This window comes from Bradyrhizobium sp. STM 3843, assembly GCF_000239815.1.
Classification (GTDB): Bacteria; Pseudomonadota; Alphaproteobacteria; order Rhizobiales; family Xanthobacteraceae; genus Bradyrhizobium.
The window spans coordinates 1-15,193 of sequence record NZ_CAFK01000331.1 but is presented as its reverse complement, the minus strand read 5'-3'; the positions used below and the strand labels follow the sequence as shown (position 1 = coordinate 15,193).

The following is a 15,193-nucleotide window of genomic DNA, read 5'->3' as shown; positions in this document are numbered from 1 at the left end:
AGAGGCGCCGCTTTCGGGATTCGCTAAAAGGGGAGCTTGACCGATGGAGAATGCGCTTCTCGTCGGATTGTCGCGGCAGATGGTGCTGGAACGACAACTCGATGTCGTTGCCAACAACGTCGCCAACGTCAACAGCAACGGTTTCAAGGCCGATCAGCAGCTGTTCGAGGAATATCTCACCTCGGGCGCGCATGAAGACAATTTCCGCGGCGCCGACCGCCGGGTGTCCTATGTGCAGGACCGCGGCACCTATCGCGACTTCACCCAAGGCCCCCTGGAGCGCACCGGCAATGCATTCGACGTTGCGGTCGTGGGCGCGGGCTTCCTCACGGTGCAGACCGCGAACGGCGAGCGCTACACCCGCGACGGCGCCATGCACATGAACAATATCGGCCAGCTCGTCACCGCCAACGGCGACGCCGTGCTCGGCACCGGCGGCCCGATCGTGTTCCAGCCGACCGACCACGACATCAACATCTCGCCCGACGGCACCGTCACCGTGGTCGAGGGTAACAACCACACCGACTCGATCCGCGGCAAGCTGCGCGTTGTCAGCTTCGCCGACCCGCAAGCCACGCAAAAGGAAGGCAGCAACCTCTACTCCGCCGCCAACGGCGCGGTCCCGCAGCAGGATGCGAAATCGACCGTCCAGCAGGGCTACGTCGAGAAGTCGAACGTGAACGCGGTCGGCGAGATGAGCCACATGGTCGAAGTGATGCGCGCCTACCAGCAGATCGCCAGCATGCTGCAGAACGAGAGCGACCTGCGCAAGAACGCAATCGAGAAACTCGCCGACGTTCCGGCCTGATCCCAGAACTGAAGGAAACCTAACATGCAGGCGCTTCACACCGCTGCGACCGGAATGGCGGCACAGGAACTGAACGTTCAGGTGATCTCCAACAACATCGCCAACCTGCGCACCACGGGCTTCAAGAAGCAGACCGCGGCGTTCCAGGACCTGATCTACGAGCACGTCCGCCGCGTCGGCGCACAGTCGTCCGACCAGGGCACGATCCTGCCGATCGGCATCGATCTCGGCGGCGGCGTGAAGACGGTGGGCACGCCACGGTCGATGACCCAAGGCACGTTGTCGCAGACCGGCAACGATCTCGACCTCGCCGTCAGCGGCGAAGGCTTCTTCAAGATCCTGATGCCGGATGGCACCTTTCAGTACACCCGGGACGGAACGTTCCAGATGGACAATCAGGGCCGCATCGTCACCGCGCAGGGCAACCCGGTGCAGCCGACCATCACCATCCCGCAGAACGCCTCCGGCATCACCGTGAGCGCGCAGGGCCAGGTCTCGGTGACGCTGCCGGGCTCGACCACCTCGCAGATCATCGGCCAGATCCAGCTCACCCGCTTCATCAACAAAGCGGGCCTGCAGCCGGTCGGCAACAACCAGTTCACCGACACGCCCTCCTCCGGCCAGCCGCAAGACGGCATCGCCAACCAGGAAGGTTATGGCGGCATTACGCAGGGAAGCCTGGAGCAGGCCAATGTCGACGTGGTCAGCGAGATGAGCGACCTGATCGCCGCCCAGCGCGCCTATGAGATGAACGCCAAGGTCATCTCCGCCGCCGACCAGATGATGCAGTCCACCACCGCGCTGTTCCGCTAAGGCAATAGGAGCCTGCCATGACGATCCGCACCGCGCGTCCGCTGCTGTTCGCCGCAGCCCTGCTGGTCTCGACCGCGCTTCCCGCTTTCGCCGGCGGCGCAGACGACCAGATCGCAGCCCCGGTGCTGCGCGCCACCGTCAACGTCAGCGGCGACATCGTGCGCGTCGGCGACCTCATCGACAATGCCGGCGCCGCGGCGCAGGTCGCGGTCTACCGCGCGCCCGATCTCGGTACCACCGGCGTGCTGCCGACCGCGCAGGTGATCGCGGTGCTGCGTGCCCACCAGGTGATCGGGGTCGACACCCGCAACATCAAGGAAGTGGCGGTGACGCGGCTCGCGCGCAGCCTCTCCAGCCACGACATCGAGCTCGCGGTGGCGCAGGCGCTGGAACATCGCTCCGGCCTTGGCGACGCCGCCAATATCAGCGTCAGCTTCGACCAGGCGGTGCAGGATTTGAAATTCGATGCCGCCATGAACGGCACGCTGGCTCCGACGGGCTCCCGCTTCGATCCGCGCACCGGCCGCTTCGATGTCAGCTTCGAGATAACCGGCGGCAACGGCATTGCCCCGGTGCGGCTGCGCTATACGGGACAGGCGATCGAGACGGTCGAGGTGCCGGTGCTCACCCGCAACATCGACCGCAACGAGCTGCTCCGCTCCGGTGATCTCGTGATCGAACGCCGCCCGCGCGCCGAGCTCGGCGGTGCGGAAGCCGCGTCGCGCGAGTTCGCCCTCGGCATGCAGATGCGCCGTCCGGTGCGCGCCGGCCAGGCGCTGAAGGCCACCGATCTCGCGAAGCCCGACCTGGTGCAGCGCGAGCAGACCATCACGATCATCTACCAGACCGCCGGGATCTATCTCACCACCCGCGGCAAGGCGCTGGACAATGGCAGCGAGGGCGACGTCGTCAGCGTGCTCAACCTGCAGTCCAAGCGCACCGTCACCGGCCGCGTCAGCGGTCGCGGCCAGGTCTCGGTCGACATCGCCGTGCCGAAACCGGCGCAGACCGCCGAGGCCGACGTCACCGCCTCCGTTTCCATCCCCGACCGACTGCCCTCCTCCGCCACACCGAAAGCCGAGTAAGTTTCATGTCGAAGTACACGTCTGATGCTCCATCCTACAGCGGCTTGCGACGCATCGCGCTGGTGTCGAGCTCCCTGCTCGTGCTGTCGGTGGCAAGCGGCTGCTCCTCGATCGATCGGCTGTCGCAGATCGGCGAGAAGCCGAAGCTGACGGAGATCGAGAATCCGACCGCCCAGCCCGGCTACAAGCCGGTGCAGATGCCGATGCCGAAGCCCGAGGCAGTGTCCTATGCGCCGAACTCGCTGTGGCGCAACGGCTCTCGCGCCTTCTTCAAGGACCAGCGCGCGCACCAGGTCGGCGACCTGCTCACGGTGACGGTCAACATCACCGACCAGGCCAATTTCGCCAACGAAACCCAGCGCAGCCGCACCGGCAAGGAAGATTCGGGGATCACCGATTTCATCGGCTCGAAGACGATCTCGCAGGCGAACAAGATCCTGCCCGGCCGCCTCCTCACCGAGGACTCCTCCTCGACCTCCGATGGCAAGGGCTCGATCCAGCGCTCGGAATCCTTGACGACCAGCGTCGCCGCCGTGGTCACGCAGGTGCTGCCGAACGGCAATCTCGTGGTCGAGGGCAAGCAGGAGATCCGGGTGAACTACGAGATCCGCGAGCTGATCGTGGCCGGCATCGTGCGGCCTGAGGACATCCAGAGCGACAACACCATCGACTCCACCAAGATCGCGCAGGCCCGCATCTCCTATGGCGGCCGCGGCCAGATCACCGACATCCAGCAGCCAAGATACGGGCAGCAGGTGATGGATATATTGCTACCATTCTAGCGAGGGCTTGAGGCCCCGGAAACGCAACTAACGGCCTCCTTCCGCCAGGGAGGCAGGACAGCAATGTCGCTTCCCCCGCTTGCGGGGGAGGGTCAGGGTGGGGACGCCCCCGAGCGCGACGTCAGTTCTCAACAAAGGACGACGGCCGCGACGCGCCCTCCCCACATTAACGAGCTCCCACATCGCTCGCCTGCGAACCTAGGCGCAGACGAGTGATGGTATACACGGCCCTCGCTAGCTCCCCTGGCGAGGGCCGTGTTCGTTTTGCGGGGAGTCTTGCAAACGAATCGACGTCGGCTACCGCCTGAGCGCGAACTGCAGTGCCTGGGTCGGGCCCGGGCATAACGGCGAGCGCACGAAGTTCACCGTACCCCTCGCCCCCTCACTCGAACCGTGCCTCCACGGTCCCCAACCCGTCCAGCTCCATCCGCACCCGGTCGCCCGGCTCGAGCCAGATTGTCTTGACCAGGCTGCCGGTCAGCACCAGCTGCCCGGCCTCGAGCCCGTCGCCGCGCGAGGCGAGATGATTGGCGAGCCAGGCCAGCGCGTGCAGGGGATGTCCCAGCACATCGGCGCCGGTGCCTTGCCCGGCCAAGACGTCGTTGATCAAGGCGCGGCCCTGTATCGCGGCGAGGTCCGCCACCGCATCGCGCCCGACCGCCGGGCCGAGCACGCAACCGGCGGCAAAGAAATCATCGGCGACCAAGGTCGGTGCGCCCAATGTCTCCCATTGCACATAGCGGTCGTCGACGATCTCGATCGCCGGATGGCAGTCGCCGATTGCGTCAGCGACGCGCTCGATGGTGAATGGCGCATCCAGTGGCAGCAGGTCTTGCGCGAGCCGCACCGCGATCTCGCATTCGACGCCGACCCGGACGAAGTCGGCCGCGCGCAGCGCTGCGCCCGATTGATGAACGCCGCGCGCGAACACCCCGCCGGCGCAGGGATGCGGAATGCGAAGATAATCCTGCATCACCTTGCTGGTGCAGCCGATCTTGTAGCCGGCGAAATCGCCGGCATGCTCGGCGAGCAGCCAGTGGACCTCATGCTGGATCTCATAACCCGCCGCCTCATCCTGCGGCTGAAGGTGAGGCGGCAGCGCCGCCAATGGAGTCCTCTCCTGGCGGGCGCGCACGATCAGTTGCGCGGCGGCCAAGACCTCGTCTGCTCCCATGGTCGTTCAACTCCCGCTGTCAGCCGCCCAAAGCGGTCTTTCAGAATTTATGGTGAACAGCTTGTTTATAAACGACTTTTGTTGTCGCGTCTCATCCTGCGTTGCGGGCTCCTCCGTATCGCATTTGGAGCGCCCGCGGCGCTGTTCAGACGACGGCGCTTCACCCGCATCACGGTTTCACCAGCCCGAGCTTCAGCAGGCTCTCGGCAGTGGCGACGATGATCTCCTCGTTTGGCCGCGGGGTCCAGCCGAGCAGGCGGCGCGCCTTGTCGCCGCTGGCGCGCCGTCGGCGGCCGAGCATCGGCAGCATGCCGCGCATCTGCGGGACCACCAGCGCCAGCGCACGTGCCACCCAGTCCGGCATCTCCAGCCGCGGAACCCGGCGGCCGGCCTGCCCGAGATGCTGGCGCAACACCCGCGCGATCTCGACCATCGACATCGGCTCGCCCGCCACTGCCAGGAACCGCTCCCCCTTGGCCGCGGGATTTTCCATCGCCCGCAGATGGAGGTCGGCGACATCGCGCACATCGACCAGCCCGAAATAGATCCGCGGCGCCGCCGGCGTCCGGCCATCCAGCAGCGCCTGCACCAGCGTGATCGAGGCGGAGACATCGGGGCCGAGCGCCGGACCTAGCACTGCCACCGGATTGACGGTGGCAAGTTCCAGACCGCCGCCCTCGCGCGCGATGAAATCCCAGGCCGCCCGCTCCGCCAGCGCCTTGGACTTGACGTAGGGTTGCGCGTCATCGCTCTCGACATTGGTCCAGTCGTTCTCGTCGAACGGCGTCTCGCGGGAGGGATGGCCGTAACCGATGGCGGCAAAGGAGGAGGTCAGGACCAGCCTCTTGACCCCGGCATCACGGGCGGCGCGCAGCACCCGCAGCGTCCCTTCCCTCGCCGGCACGACCAGCTCGTTCTCGTCTTTGGGCACGTGGGACGGCAGCGGCGAGGCGACGTGCAGGACGTAGTCGCAGCCTTTCACGGCCTCGGCCCACCCTGCATCCGCGGTCAGGTCAGCGGCGTGGAAGCTGAGCTCGGCGGTCGAGACCGCGCCGCCCTGCCGCAACATCGCCAGCACCTCATCCCGCCGCGCCAGGCTCCGCACGGTGGTGCGGACCCGATGTCCGGCTGCCAGCAATTGCAAAATGCAATGCGCCCCGATGAAGCCCGAGCCGCCCGTGACCAAAACCTCGCTCATCGCGTCTCTCCTCGCTCCCGGCATCATGCCTGGCTCCTATGGCACCGGGATGTGAGCGCTTATCTCAGACGAGACAAGACGGATGGATTTCATGACCAGTATGGAAAACCAGACTACGGTAGCTCAGCCGACATCCGATGCAGAGTGCATGGCTTGCACGCCCGATCCCGCCCTGCTCGCGACGTTCCAGCACGCGATTCGGACGATCTCCGGCAAGTGGAAGCTGGAGATCCTGTTTTGCTTGATGGACGGGCCAATACGGTTCGGCGGGCTGCGCCGCGCGATCGGCGGAATCACCCAGCACATGCTGACGGCGCAGCTGCGCGAGCTCGAGCAGGATGGGCTCGTGCTGCGCACGGCGTTCACCGAGGTGCCGCTACGGGTGGAGTACCAGCTGACGGCTGCGGCCTACGGGCTGCTGCCGACCTTTCGCGCCATGCTCGCCTGGTCCGAGCAATATCGACGACCGGCCTGACGCCATTGCAATGCCAACGAACGCGGCACGCGGCCGCGCTCGCCAATGCCGACAGGACCGCGACAATTATTCGTCGCGGTAGACTTTCTCACGCTTCTCGTGACGTTCCTGCGCCTCGACCGAGAGCGTCGCGATCGGACGCGCCTCGAGCCTTTTCAGCGAGATCGGCTCACCGGTCTCCTCGCAATAGCCGTAGGTGTTGTCCTCGATGCGCTGGAGCGCCGCGTCGATCTTGGAGATCAGCTTGCGCTGGCGGTCCCGGGCCCGCAGCTCGATCGCGCGATCGGTCTCCGACGACGCGCGGTCGGCCAGGTCGGGATGGTTCACGTTCTCCTCCTGCAAGGCCTGCAGGGTGAGCTTCGATTCGCGGAGGATCTCTTCCTTCCATGCCAGCAGCTTGGCGCGAAAATATTCACGCTGGCGTTCGTTCATGAAAGGCTCTTTTTCGGAAGGTTTGTAGTTCTTCAACTTTTCCAAGGTCAGCCCATCTGTACGTGCTGGCGCCGGTCGTCGCGGCACCGGCGGACGGAATACGCCCGTTCGGGGCCGCCTTATATAGCGACGCCCGGTGCCAGACAACATGCCAATGGGCAATGGCGCCCCGCCCCCAAACCCTTGCACAGGCAAATCTATCGGGCCCGTGCGGGGCGCCCTTGGACACCGCTAATAGCCGACCGTAAAGCGCTGCCGCAGGTGGGCCGGCCGCTCGATTTCGTCGGCCAAAGCGACCGCAAAGTCCTCAAACGAGATCCAGCTCTTGCCGCTCGAATCGACCAGCAGCTGATCCCTTCCGAGCCGGAACTTTCCGGTCCGCTCGCCGGGAACAAACAGCGCCGAGGGCGACAGGAAGGTCCAGTTCAGGTCCCTCTCCTGCCGCAAACGGTCGAGAAAAGCCGCCCCCTTCTCCGCTTCCGCCTTGTATTGGGGCGGAAAAGACGGGGTTGTGACCAGGCGCACGCCGGGCGCGACCTCGAGCGAACCCGCGCCGCCCACGACAAGGTATCTGGACACGCCGGAATCCTTGGCTGCGCCGATCAGGGTCTCGACATCGCTCTGGAGGAAGTGGATCGAGCTGATCGCCACGTCGTGGCCGGCCCACAATCCGGCAAGTTCGGCGCGGGCGTTGGCGTCACCCTTGACCGCGGTCACGTTGGGCAGCTTGGCGATCTTCTCCGGGTTCCGCGCGATCCCGGTGACGTGATGGCCACGATTGGCGAGCTCGGCGGTGATGCACGAGCCGGCCCGTCCGGATGCACCGGCGACGGCAATTTTCATGAGAGCTCCTGTCTGGTATGCGTGGGGGATAGTAACCAACGGGAACTAGATAGCGGATTGGATGCTGGTGTTAAGAGCGCACTTTAACATCACCTGGTCACGCCGGAGTAACCCATGAAGGTCGCCAACGCCTATGCCGCCGATTGCCCGACCCGGAAGATCCTCGATCGCGTCGGCGACAAATGGGCCGTGCTGATCCTGTTGCTGCTGCGCGACGAGCCGTTGCGCTTCAATCAGTTGCGCCGCGCCATTGAGGGCATTTCGCAGAAGATGCTGTCGCAGGTGCTCAAGAGCCTGGAGCGCGACGGGCTGGTCAGGCGCCGTGCCATCGCCACCGTGCCGGTCACGGTGGAATATTCCATCACCCAGCTTGGACTGACCCTGGCTGCCGCCGTCGATCCCTTGCGCCACTGGGCGGAGACCCACCTCAAGGATGTTCTCGCGGCGCAGCGCCGCTACGACGCGCAGAACCGAGCCAACGCGGCATGAGCGGCGGCGCGCTCAGCCCTGCCCCGCTTTGGCAAGCTCGACCTCGACGCGCAGCTCGATCTCCGACAGCACGGCGTCGAGCCCGGGATCGCCGGACGACTGCTTCAAGGCGGCGGCGGCGTCGCGCAGCCGGTTGGCCATGCCGGCATCGAGCCTGCCGGAGAGCAGCGACAGCTTGAGTTCATCGAGCACGTCGAGCGCGCGCCTGCCTCGCTGGACCGAGCGCTTGCGGCGCTCCGCCGGTTCCTCTTCGATTCCCTGCAGCGCCAGCAGCGCGTCGATATTGGCGGTCTGCTTCGGCGCCAGCGTCGCGCGCGTCTCCTGCGTCGTTCCGGCGTCGGGCAGCATGAAGCCGCCGGACGACGTCTTTCGTGTCGAACTGGTCGAGGTGGTCAGCGTGGTGCCGTTCGGTCCGATGATGCGCATGGCTCTTTCCCGCGGCTCGTATGCGGCGCGAGCTTGGCCGGCCCATGGTTAACGACGCGTAAACGGCTCGGCAAATTCTGCCGGGGCGGCAGTTTCGATCGCGCAGCACGCGCGTGATCAGAGCGGCATCGCCGGTTGATGTCCCGTCATTTCAATTAGTTACGCGCGAGCATCGGCGTGGCACGCCGCTCGCATAGTTAACGCCGATCATGGGGTCATGGGAGTGGCCACAGCGATCGCTTGAGATTTTGAGAGTTCGAGGGGAGCATAGGATGCGACGCATCCGTTCGACGCGCCTGTTTCAGGTCGCCTGCGCGGCATTGCTTGCGCTGGCATCATCGGCCATGTCCGCATCCGCGACCTCGCGGATCAAGGATCTCGCCAATATCGAAGGCGTGCGCCAGAACCAGCTGATCGGCTATGGCCTCGTGGTCGGCCTCAACGGCACCGGCGATACGCTGAACAACATCCCGTTCACCAAGCAGTCGCTGCAGGCGATGCTGGAGCGCATGGGCGTCAACATCCGCGGCGCCACCATCCGCACCGGCAATGTCGCCGCCGTGATGGTGACCGGCAACCTGCCGCCCTTTGCCACCCAAGGCACCCGGATGGACGTCACGGTGTCCGCGCTCGGCGACGCCAAGAACCTGCAGGGCGGCACCCTGCTCGTCACCCCTCTCTTGGGCGCCGACGGCAATGTCTACGCGGTCGCGCAGGGCTCGCTCGCCATTTCCGGCTTTCAGGCCGAAGGCGAAGCCGCCAAGATTGTGCGCGGCGTGCCCACCGTCGGCCGCATCGCCAATGGCGCCATCATCGAGCGCGAGATCGAATTCGCGCTGAACCGGCTGCCGAATGTGCGACTGGCGCTGCGCAACGCCGATTTCACCACCGCCAAGCGGATTGCGGCTGCCGTGAACGACTTTCTCGGCGTCAAGTCCGCCGAGCCGATCGATCCCTCGACCGTGCAGCTGACGATCCCGCCTGAATTCAAGGGCAATGTGGTGGCGTTCCTGACCGAGATCGAGCAGCTGCAGGTCGATCCCGACCTGGTCGCGAAGATCGTCATCGACGAGCGCTCCGGCATCATCGTGATGGGCCGCGACGTGCGCGTCGCCACCGTGGCGGTCGCGCAGGGCAACCTGACGGTCACCATTTCCGAGAGCCCGCAGGTGAGCCAGCCCAATCCGCTGTCGCGCGGCCGCACCGTGGTCACGCCGCGCACCAGCGTCGGCGTCACCGAGGACGGCAAGAAATTCGCAGTGGTCAAGGATGGCGTCTCGTTGCAGCAGCTGGTCGACGGCCTCAACGGACTCGGCATCGGCCCGCGCGACCTGATCAGCATCCTGCAGGCGATCAAGGCCGCCGGCGCGATCGAAGCCGACATCGAGGTGATGTGATGTCGCTCTATGTCGACACCTATAGCGGCCGCGTTCCGCTCAGCCTGCCGAGCCCGGGCGGCTCGACCGCGCCGCGCACCGATCTCGATCTGGCGGAGGCGCTGACCAAGGTCTCGCCGAAGGCGCAGGCCAAGGCCAGGTCAACGGCGACCGATTTCGAGGCCATGTTTTTGAACTCGATGTTCTCGGAGATGACGAACGGCGTCAAAGGCGAAGGCCCGTTCGGCGATACGCCCGGCACCGGCGTGTGGCGGTCGATGCTGACCGAGCAATATTCCAAGAATTTCGCCAAGGCCGGCGGCGTCGGCATCTCGGACGAGGTGTTCCGCACGCTGATCCTGCAGCAGGCGAAAGTCACCAGCCAAGGCGCGGCTTGATCAGTTCAGTTGAGTGACGGGCGGGCGCGCTTGCCCGCGCACCGGGAGGAGTAGCAAGATGACGGCACAGGCGAAGGCGAAGCAGACCACCTATCAGGCAGCAACCAACGCCACCGAGGCGCGCGAGCTCGCCGACTTCCTCGTGACCGCGATGAGCGAGCTGCTTGCGGTCATCGAGCAGGAAACCGAACTGGTCCGCGCCGGCAAGTTGCGCGAGGCCATGGCCTTCGGCACCAGGAAGACCGAGCTGTCGCGTCATTACGTCGCCGGCGTCGGCCGCCTCAAAGCCAGCCAGACCTTCATGCAGGCGCAGGCCCCGGAACTGTTGACCACCCTGCACCGCCACCATGACGTGTTCCGCGCCATGCTGAAGGTCAATCTGACCGTGCTCGCCACCGCGCATTCGATCTCGGAGAAGATCGTGCGCGGCGTCAATGCCGAGGTCCAGCGCCGCAATGTCCCGAGCACCTATACCGCGAACGGCCGGCGTGCCACGCCGAGCCCGCGCCAGATGACGCCTCTCGCGGTCAGCCGCACGCTCTGACAATCACCGCAGCGCCGCACGCGACAGATCTACAAGCCGCCCGCGGCGCCTCGCCGCGAGCGGTGGCCGGACGTTAATGAACAATTTATCTTAAAATACCAGGCGTGGTTGCAACGCCTGGTTCATTCTATTTCGTAACATAACGTTGAAACAAAGCCGACATAGTTGCGCTCGGGACAGGTTGGGATTTGATTGACTCGACTGGCACGAGGAGGCTGCCATGAGTTCCGATTTCAGCGTCAGGCCAATAGGCGCCCCTGCGGTTGCGCCGGTCGTTCCGCCGTCGAGCCCGGCGGTGAGCGACGCTGTCCAGACCGATCTGCCGCCCGGCCAGAGCGTGACCGCGGGCGATCCAGGCACCGCCATTCGCAACGACGTGCCGTCGCAGGTCGAAAGCGAGATCTTCATGTCGCATCAGGCGTATTACGACCGCGCTGCGGCGGCGATGGTGTTCCAGGTGGTCAACCGCCACACCGACGAGGTGGTCGACCAATATCCGGATGAGGCCGTGCTGCGCCGGCGCGCATACTTCCACACGCTGGATTTGCAGAAGGAAGAGACACCGCGCGTGCCGCCGACCGATCGGATCGCATGAGCGGCCACCGTCCGGCAAAGCTGCGGACGCGTTAGCGCGTCCCCTCACATTCCCCGGCCTCGACGCAAGCGTCCGAGGCCTTCACTCAGCTGCTCTGCGTTGCATATGCGGTGTCGAGATAGGTCTGTCCCGAGGCAGGATCCGTCACCACGTTCTTGATCATCGCCTTGCCGTTGCCGGTCAAGGTGAACTTGGTGTCGCCGACTCTGAAAGAGCTGTCCTTGATCAGGACGTCCTGATACTTCGACGTTCCGTCGCTCTGATAGCGCACCTTGGCACGGAACCCGCTCACGTCCGACACTGTGACCGTGAAGGATTTGTTGTTGGCGTATTTGCCGCTCCAGGTGCCCTGGTAGAGCGTCGGGTCGACCGCAACGTATTTGCTGTTGCTGCGCGCGGTGCTCAGGACGTCGGACTTGTAGGCCCCCGCCAGGATGCTCATCACGTCAGCCATAACGAGACCCTCGTTCCTCCGACCCGGAGCGCCTCAGCCACGCCCCGAAAGGCCGGCCGCGATGTTGCAGTTGATGTCGATCAGCGATTTCAACTTCGCGGGATCCGGAGCCATCTGCATCTCGATGGTCTGCTTGAGCACGAACACGCCGATATTGGCGATGTTCTGACGGATCTCGAGCGGATTCGGATTGTCGGCCATCTCCATCGCACTCATGAAAATCGTCCAGAGCCGTCGATTGAACAGCAGCGCCTTGTACATGTTGCGATCAGGGCCGTTCCAATTGGCCTGCACTTCCTGCAATTGCCTCGCCGCTTTCAACAGGGCCTGCGCCTCGATCTCCCGTGGTGAGGCCGTCGTGTGCGACGTGCGTGCATAGGCTTGTGCGGCATGTGACATCAACTACTCCGAGACTGACGCTAAAGACACGACCAAACTGCACAGGTTTTGTACTTTGGGTGCCTTTAAAATATGGTTAGCGGCTGTTACCATATTTGTCCGAAGCGCCTGACTTGTGTTCGAAAAGCGGCATGCCCGCCACGCGGCTTAACGTGAAGCGAAAATTCCCGATCGATATGTCGAAAAATTTCGACAACTAATAGCGGAACGACCGCAACACCACGCATCGATCGCGCGCAACAAGGTGCAGGGAACAACACGAAGCAGCGCCGCGCGGGCGCGTCCGACATGGATCGGGCCAAAAAGAGAAGCGGCGGGCCTGCACCCGCCGCTTCGTCATGTGGACGATGTGCCGACCGCTTAGCGCAGCAGCTGCAGCACGCTTGCCTGCGACTGGTTGGCCAGTGCGAGCGCGGACACCGCGATCGATTGGCGCGTCGACAGCGCCTGGCTGTTGGCCGCCTCTTCGTTGGTGTCGGCGAGGGTCAGGTTCGACGAGCCGGTCTGCAGCACGTTGATCAGGTTCTTGTTGAAGTCCTGACGGACCTGCACGATCGAGAGGTTCGAGCCGAGCGCGGACGCTTCCGAACGCAAGGTGCTCGATGCCCCCTGCAGTGAGGTCAAGACCTTGTTGGCGGAGCTGGAGTCGAGGAAGTCGGTGCCCGAAGCCAGCTGCGACAGTCCGAGGCCGCTGATGTTGAAGGTCACACCGGTGATAGAAAGCGTCGACTTGCCGGTTTCGTCGAACACCAGCTTCAAGGTATCGCCGTTCAACAGGTTGATGCCGTTGAAGGAGGCATCGAGCGCTGTCGTGTTGATCTGCGACAGAACGTTGTTGTACTGCGTGACCAGGTTGGAGCGGATCGCCTGCGAGTTGGTGTCGATCACCGGCGTGGAGCCTGTCAACCCGCTGAACGCCGTCGCGGTGCCGCTGATCGTGCCGATCGTGGAGGACGCGGCATCATTGATCGTGGTGATGGAAATCTTGCCTGTCGTATCGACCGAGGCCTGCAGGTTGTTGGCTGCGAGCGCCGCGTTCAGGTCGTTCAACGAGTTGACCTTGCCCGTCCCTATCCCGAAGGTGATCGCGGTCGCGGTACCTCCGCCTGTGGACGTGATGCTCAGTGTCTGGCCGGCCAGACCGTCACCGACTGTGCTGAGCCCGAGCTTGGCCAACGCGCCGGTCGAGCCAGACAGTGTGAGACCGGTCGGCGGTGGCGTCAGAGTGATGGCACCGCCGCTGACGGAGCCGGCGATCCCCGTGGCCGTCTGAATCGCTGAGAGCAGATGGCCGACGGTGTCACCGATGCCGATCGACGTGCCGGTCGAGGTGGTGCCGGCCACGAAGGTGAACGTGGTGCCGTTCACGGTCAGCGTATCGCCGGCGCTGAATCCGGTCGCCAGGTCGTCCGAGGCGCTGCCCGCAGTGCCCGACAGCTTGGTCGTGGCGGTGATCGCGACCGCCGTGGTGTTGTCGTTCAGGAGGGCGGAGCCGGTGACGGCGGTGGTGGACGCACCGAGCAGGCTGGTTGCAGTCGCACCCGTGAGCGCCGACGTGGTCACGGTTGACTTCGTGGCGTAACCGACCGCGGTCTGCAGCACCTGGTTGGCGATCGACTTGGCGCTGTCGACCAGCTTCTGCAGCGAGGTGATGCCGGTATTGGCCGCCTGCAGCACCTGCACGCCGTTGCCGATACCATCGAGCAGGTTCGCGATGTCGCTGGCGCGGTTGTTGAGGCCTTGCGCGGTGAAAAATTCCGTTGGGTTGTCGAGCGCCGTGTTAACCTTGTTGCCGGTGGCCAGGTTGTTTTGAGTGGTGGCCAGCAGCTGCGCCGTGTTTTGCAGCGCGAGCAGGTTTTGGCGAGCTGAAGCCGAGAGGACGATACCGGACATTGGTGTGAAACCTTCCTAGTTATTCACCAGGCGGTTTTAGACCGCTGCCGTTTAAAACATGGTTAATCGCCGTTTAAAAATTTTGCTTAACGAATTGTTACCGCCCTACCCCTTCGCAGCGGGCCATTTCGCGAGCGCCGCGCGCCTAAGGCCGAACGCAAAAAAGGCCTGAACGCAAAAACGGCGGGGTTTCCCCCGCCGTTTCGCCATGTCGTGTGCTTGGCCAGTGATCAGCGCAGCAGCTGCAGCACGCTCGCCTGCGACTGGTTGGCGAGCGAGAGCGCGGACACAGCGATCGACTGGCGGGTCGACAGCGCCTGGCTGTTGGCCGCTTCCTCGTTGGTGTCGGCGAGCGTCAGGTTCGACGAGCCGGTCTGCAGCACGTTGATCAGGTTCTTGTTGAAGTCCTGACGGATCTGCACGACTGACAGGTTCGAACCCAGCGTCGAGGCCTCGGAGCGCAGCGTCGAGCTGGCGCTGTTGAGGACCGTGAGCACCTTGTTCGCCGACGAGTTGTCGAGGAAGTCGGTGCCCGAGGTCAGGTTGGTCAAACCGAGGCCAGTGCTGTTGAAGGTCACACCCGTGATCGACAGCGAGGACTTGCCGGTCTCGTTGAAGGTGAGCTTCAGCGTGTCGCCGTTCAACAGGTTGACACCGTTGAACGAGGCGTCAGCCGCGGTCGTGGTGATCTGCGCCAGCACGTTATTGTACTGCGCAACCAGGCTGGCGCGGTTGGACTGCGAGGTCGGATCGGCAACAGGAGCGCTCACGGTCAGACCGGTGAAGGTCGTGCCGCCACTGACCGCTCCGATCGTCGAAGACGCCGCGTCGTTGGTCGTCGTGATCGAGATCTTGCCGGTCGCGGAGTCGACCGAGGCCTGCAGGTTGTTGGCTGCGAGGGCCGTGTTCAGATCATTCAACGAGTTGACCTTGCCCGTCCCGATACCGAAGGTGAGCGTGGTCGCAGTACCGCCGCCGGTAGCGGCGATCGTCAGTGTCTGGCCGGAAA

General features: G+C 64.5%; 19 protein-coding genes. 10 read left to right on the top strand and 9 right to left on the bottom strand.

Annotation, left to right across the window (positions count from 1 at the left end; genetic code table 11):
* Positions 1 to 43: 43 nt before the first annotated feature.
* Genes flgF through flgH form a run of 4 tightly spaced genes read left to right on the top strand, consistent with a single transcriptional unit; the run spans position 44 to position 3,488 of the window.
* Entirely contained in the window at positions 44 to 808 is a 765-nt protein-coding gene (flgF, locus tag BRAS3843_RS36290; RefSeq protein WP_008974265.1) for a flagellar basal-body rod protein FlgF, read from the top strand.
* Between the two features lie 24 nt (positions 809 to 832).
* Positions 833 to 1,621 (top strand): flagellar basal-body rod protein FlgG, encoded by a 789-nt coding sequence (gene flgG / locus BRAS3843_RS36285; protein ID WP_008974264.1) that lies wholly within the window; start codon positions 833 to 835, stop codon positions 1,619 to 1,621.
* 17 nt (positions 1,622 to 1,638) lie between these two features.
* Entirely contained in the window at positions 1,639 to 2,706 is a 1,068-nt protein-coding gene (gene flgA, locus BRAS3843_RS36280) for a flagellar basal body P-ring formation chaperone FlgA (RefSeq protein WP_008974263.1), read from the top strand.
* Between the two features lie 5 nt (positions 2,707 to 2,711).
* A complete protein-coding gene (flgH, locus tag BRAS3843_RS36275) occupies positions 2,712 to 3,488 on the top strand; it encodes a flagellar basal body L-ring protein FlgH (RefSeq protein ID WP_008974262.1) in 777 nt (258 codons plus the stop codon).
* A 382-nt stretch (positions 3,489 to 3,870) separates the two neighbouring features.
* Here the strand turns inward: flgH and BRAS3843_RS36270 are convergent, their stop codons facing one another.
* Positions 3,871 to 4,662, bottom strand: a complete 792-nt coding sequence (locus tag BRAS3843_RS36270; RefSeq protein WP_008974261.1) for a fumarylacetoacetate hydrolase family protein — start codon at positions 4,660 to 4,662, stop codon at positions 3,871 to 3,873.
* Positions 4,663 to 4,831: 169 nt separating this feature from the next.
* Positions 4,832 to 5,860 (bottom strand): aldehyde reductase, encoded by a 1,029-nt coding sequence (locus BRAS3843_RS36265; RefSeq protein ID WP_008974260.1) that lies wholly within the window; start codon positions 5,858 to 5,860, stop codon positions 4,832 to 4,834.
* Positions 5,861 to 5,942: 82 nt separating this feature from the next.
* Here BRAS3843_RS36265 and BRAS3843_RS36260 point away from each other — a divergent pair, with 82 nt between their 5' ends.
* Complete coding sequence (locus tag BRAS3843_RS36260) at positions 5,943 to 6,335, top strand: helix-turn-helix domain-containing protein (RefSeq protein ID WP_008974259.1); 393 nt, start codon at positions 5,943 to 5,945, stop codon at positions 6,333 to 6,335.
* Positions 6,336 to 6,401: 66 nt separating this feature from the next.
* On the opposite strand, the gene dksA is transcribed toward BRAS3843_RS36260, so the two are convergent.
* Positions 6,402 to 6,767 (bottom strand): RNA polymerase-binding protein DksA, encoded by a 366-nt coding sequence (gene dksA / locus BRAS3843_RS36255; RefSeq protein ID WP_172114412.1) that lies wholly within the window; start codon positions 6,765 to 6,767, stop codon positions 6,402 to 6,404.
* A gap of 231 nt (positions 6,768 to 6,998) precedes the next feature.
* A complete protein-coding gene (locus BRAS3843_RS36250) occupies positions 6,999 to 7,610 on the bottom strand; it encodes an NAD(P)-dependent oxidoreductase (RefSeq protein ID WP_008974257.1) in 612 nt (203 codons plus the stop codon).
* 114 nt (positions 7,611 to 7,724) lie between these two features.
* Between BRAS3843_RS36250 and BRAS3843_RS36245 the strand changes: the two genes are divergently transcribed.
* Positions 7,725 to 8,099 (top strand): helix-turn-helix domain-containing protein, encoded by a 375-nt coding sequence (locus BRAS3843_RS36245; RefSeq protein ID WP_008974256.1) that lies wholly within the window; start codon positions 7,725 to 7,727, stop codon positions 8,097 to 8,099.
* 12 nt (positions 8,100 to 8,111) lie between these two features.
* On the opposite strand, the gene BRAS3843_RS36240 is transcribed toward BRAS3843_RS36245, so the two are convergent.
* On the bottom strand, positions 8,112 to 8,525 hold the full coding sequence (locus BRAS3843_RS36240; protein ID WP_008974255.1) for a flagellar assembly protein FliX: 414 nt from the start codon (positions 8,523 to 8,525) through the stop codon (positions 8,112 to 8,114).
* A 272-nt stretch (positions 8,526 to 8,797) separates the two neighbouring features.
* Here BRAS3843_RS36240 and BRAS3843_RS36235 point away from each other — a divergent pair, with 272 nt between their 5' ends.
* The 4 genes from BRAS3843_RS36235 (at position 8,798) to BRAS3843_RS36220 (ending at position 11,438) form a co-directional block, all read left to right on the top strand.
* Positions 8,798 to 9,922, top strand: coding sequence for a flagellar basal body P-ring protein FlgI (locus BRAS3843_RS36235; RefSeq protein WP_008974254.1), 1,125 nt, complete (start codon positions 8,798 to 8,800; stop codon positions 9,920 to 9,922).
* Positions 9,919 to 10,299 carry a flagellar assembly peptidoglycan hydrolase FlgJ gene (flgJ, locus tag BRAS3843_RS36230; protein ID WP_035984016.1) on the top strand — a complete coding sequence of 127 codons (381 nt, stop codon included), beginning with the start codon at positions 9,919 to 9,921 and terminating at the stop codon, positions 10,297 to 10,299. Before BRAS3843_RS36235 ends, flgJ begins: the two co-directional genes overlap by 4 nt.
* A 58-nt stretch (positions 10,300 to 10,357) precedes the next feature.
* Positions 10,358 to 10,843 carry a hypothetical protein gene (locus tag BRAS3843_RS36225; RefSeq protein WP_008974252.1) on the top strand — a complete coding sequence of 162 codons (486 nt, stop codon included), beginning with the start codon at positions 10,358 to 10,360 and terminating at the stop codon, positions 10,841 to 10,843.
* A gap of 220 nt (positions 10,844 to 11,063) precedes the next feature.
* Complete coding sequence (locus tag BRAS3843_RS36220) at positions 11,064 to 11,438, top strand: hypothetical protein (RefSeq protein WP_035984014.1); 375 nt, start codon at positions 11,064 to 11,066, stop codon at positions 11,436 to 11,438.
* A gap of 85 nt (positions 11,439 to 11,523) precedes the next feature.
* Here the strand turns inward: BRAS3843_RS36220 and BRAS3843_RS36215 are convergent, their stop codons facing one another.
* From BRAS3843_RS36215 to BRAS3843_RS36200, 4 genes are all read right to left on the bottom strand, one after another.
* On the bottom strand, positions 11,524 to 11,892 hold the full coding sequence (locus tag BRAS3843_RS36215) for a hypothetical protein (RefSeq protein ID WP_008974250.1): 369 nt from the start codon (positions 11,890 to 11,892) through the stop codon (positions 11,524 to 11,526).
* 33 nt (positions 11,893 to 11,925) lie between these two features.
* On the bottom strand, positions 11,926 to 12,291 hold the full coding sequence (flaF, locus tag BRAS3843_RS36210) for a flagellar biosynthesis regulator FlaF (RefSeq protein WP_008974249.1): 366 nt from the start codon (positions 12,289 to 12,291) through the stop codon (positions 11,926 to 11,928).
* 360 nt (positions 12,292 to 12,651) lie between these two features.
* A complete protein-coding gene (locus BRAS3843_RS36205; RefSeq protein WP_008974247.1) occupies positions 12,652 to 14,184 on the bottom strand; it encodes a flagellin in 1,533 nt (510 codons plus the stop codon).
* A gap of 230 nt (positions 14,185 to 14,414) precedes the next feature.
* Positions 14,415 to 15,193: flagellin (locus BRAS3843_RS36200; RefSeq protein WP_035984011.1), on the bottom strand; the 779-nt coding region annotated here is incomplete at its 5' end.

What these genes read in the sequence shown, in the direction of transcription:
- flgF (WP_008974265.1), top strand. Translation starts at nt 44, where the DNA reads ATGGAGAATGCGCTTCTCGTCGGATTGTCGCGGCAGATGGTGCTGGAA.
- flgG (WP_008974264.1), top strand. Translation starts at nt 833, where the DNA reads ATGCAGGCGCTTCACACCGCTGCGACCGGAATGGCGGCACAGGAACTG.
- flgA (WP_008974263.1), top strand. Translation starts at nt 1,639, where the DNA reads ATGACGATCCGCACCGCGCGTCCGCTGCTGTTCGCCGCAGCCCTGCTG.
- flgH (WP_008974262.1), top strand. Translation starts at nt 2,712, where the DNA reads ATGTCGAAGTACACGTCTGATGCTCCATCCTACAGCGGCTTGCGACGC.
- BRAS3843_RS36270 (WP_008974261.1), bottom strand. Translation starts at nt 4,662, where the DNA reads ATGGGAGCAGACGAGGTCTTGGCCGCCGCGCAACTGATCGTGCGCGCC.
- BRAS3843_RS36265 (WP_008974260.1), bottom strand. Translation starts at nt 5,860, where the DNA reads ATGAGCGAGGTTTTGGTCACGGGCGGCTCGGGCTTCATCGGGGCGCAT.
- BRAS3843_RS36260 (WP_008974259.1), top strand. Translation starts at nt 5,943, where the DNA reads ATGGATTTCATGACCAGTATGGAAAACCAGACTACGGTAGCTCAGCCG.
- dksA (WP_172114412.1), bottom strand. Translation starts at nt 6,767, where the DNA reads ATGAACGAACGCCAGCGTGAATATTTTCGCGCCAAGCTGCTGGCATGG.
- BRAS3843_RS36250 (WP_008974257.1), bottom strand. Translation starts at nt 7,610, where the DNA reads ATGAAAATTGCCGTCGCCGGTGCATCCGGACGGGCCGGCTCGTGCATC.
- BRAS3843_RS36245 (WP_008974256.1), top strand. Translation starts at nt 7,725, where the DNA reads ATGAAGGTCGCCAACGCCTATGCCGCCGATTGCCCGACCCGGAAGATC.
- BRAS3843_RS36240 (WP_008974255.1), bottom strand. Translation starts at nt 8,525, where the DNA reads ATGCGCATCATCGGACCGAACGGCACCACGCTGACCACCTCGACCAGT.
- BRAS3843_RS36235 (WP_008974254.1), top strand. Translation starts at nt 8,798, where the DNA reads ATGCGACGCATCCGTTCGACGCGCCTGTTTCAGGTCGCCTGCGCGGCA.
- BRAS3843_RS36225 (WP_008974252.1), top strand. Translation starts at nt 10,358, where the DNA reads ATGACGGCACAGGCGAAGGCGAAGCAGACCACCTATCAGGCAGCAACC.
- BRAS3843_RS36220 (WP_035984014.1), top strand. Translation starts at nt 11,064, where the DNA reads ATGAGTTCCGATTTCAGCGTCAGGCCAATAGGCGCCCCTGCGGTTGCG.
- BRAS3843_RS36215 (WP_008974250.1), bottom strand. Translation starts at nt 11,892, where the DNA reads ATGGCTGACGTGATGAGCATCCTGGCGGGGGCCTACAAGTCCGACGTC.
- flaF (WP_008974249.1), bottom strand. Translation starts at nt 12,291, where the DNA reads ATGTCACATGCCGCACAAGCCTATGCACGCACGTCGCACACGACGGCC.
- BRAS3843_RS36205 (WP_008974247.1), bottom strand. Translation starts at nt 14,184, where the DNA reads ATGTCCGGTATCGTCCTCTCGGCTTCAGCTCGCCAAAACCTGCTCGCG.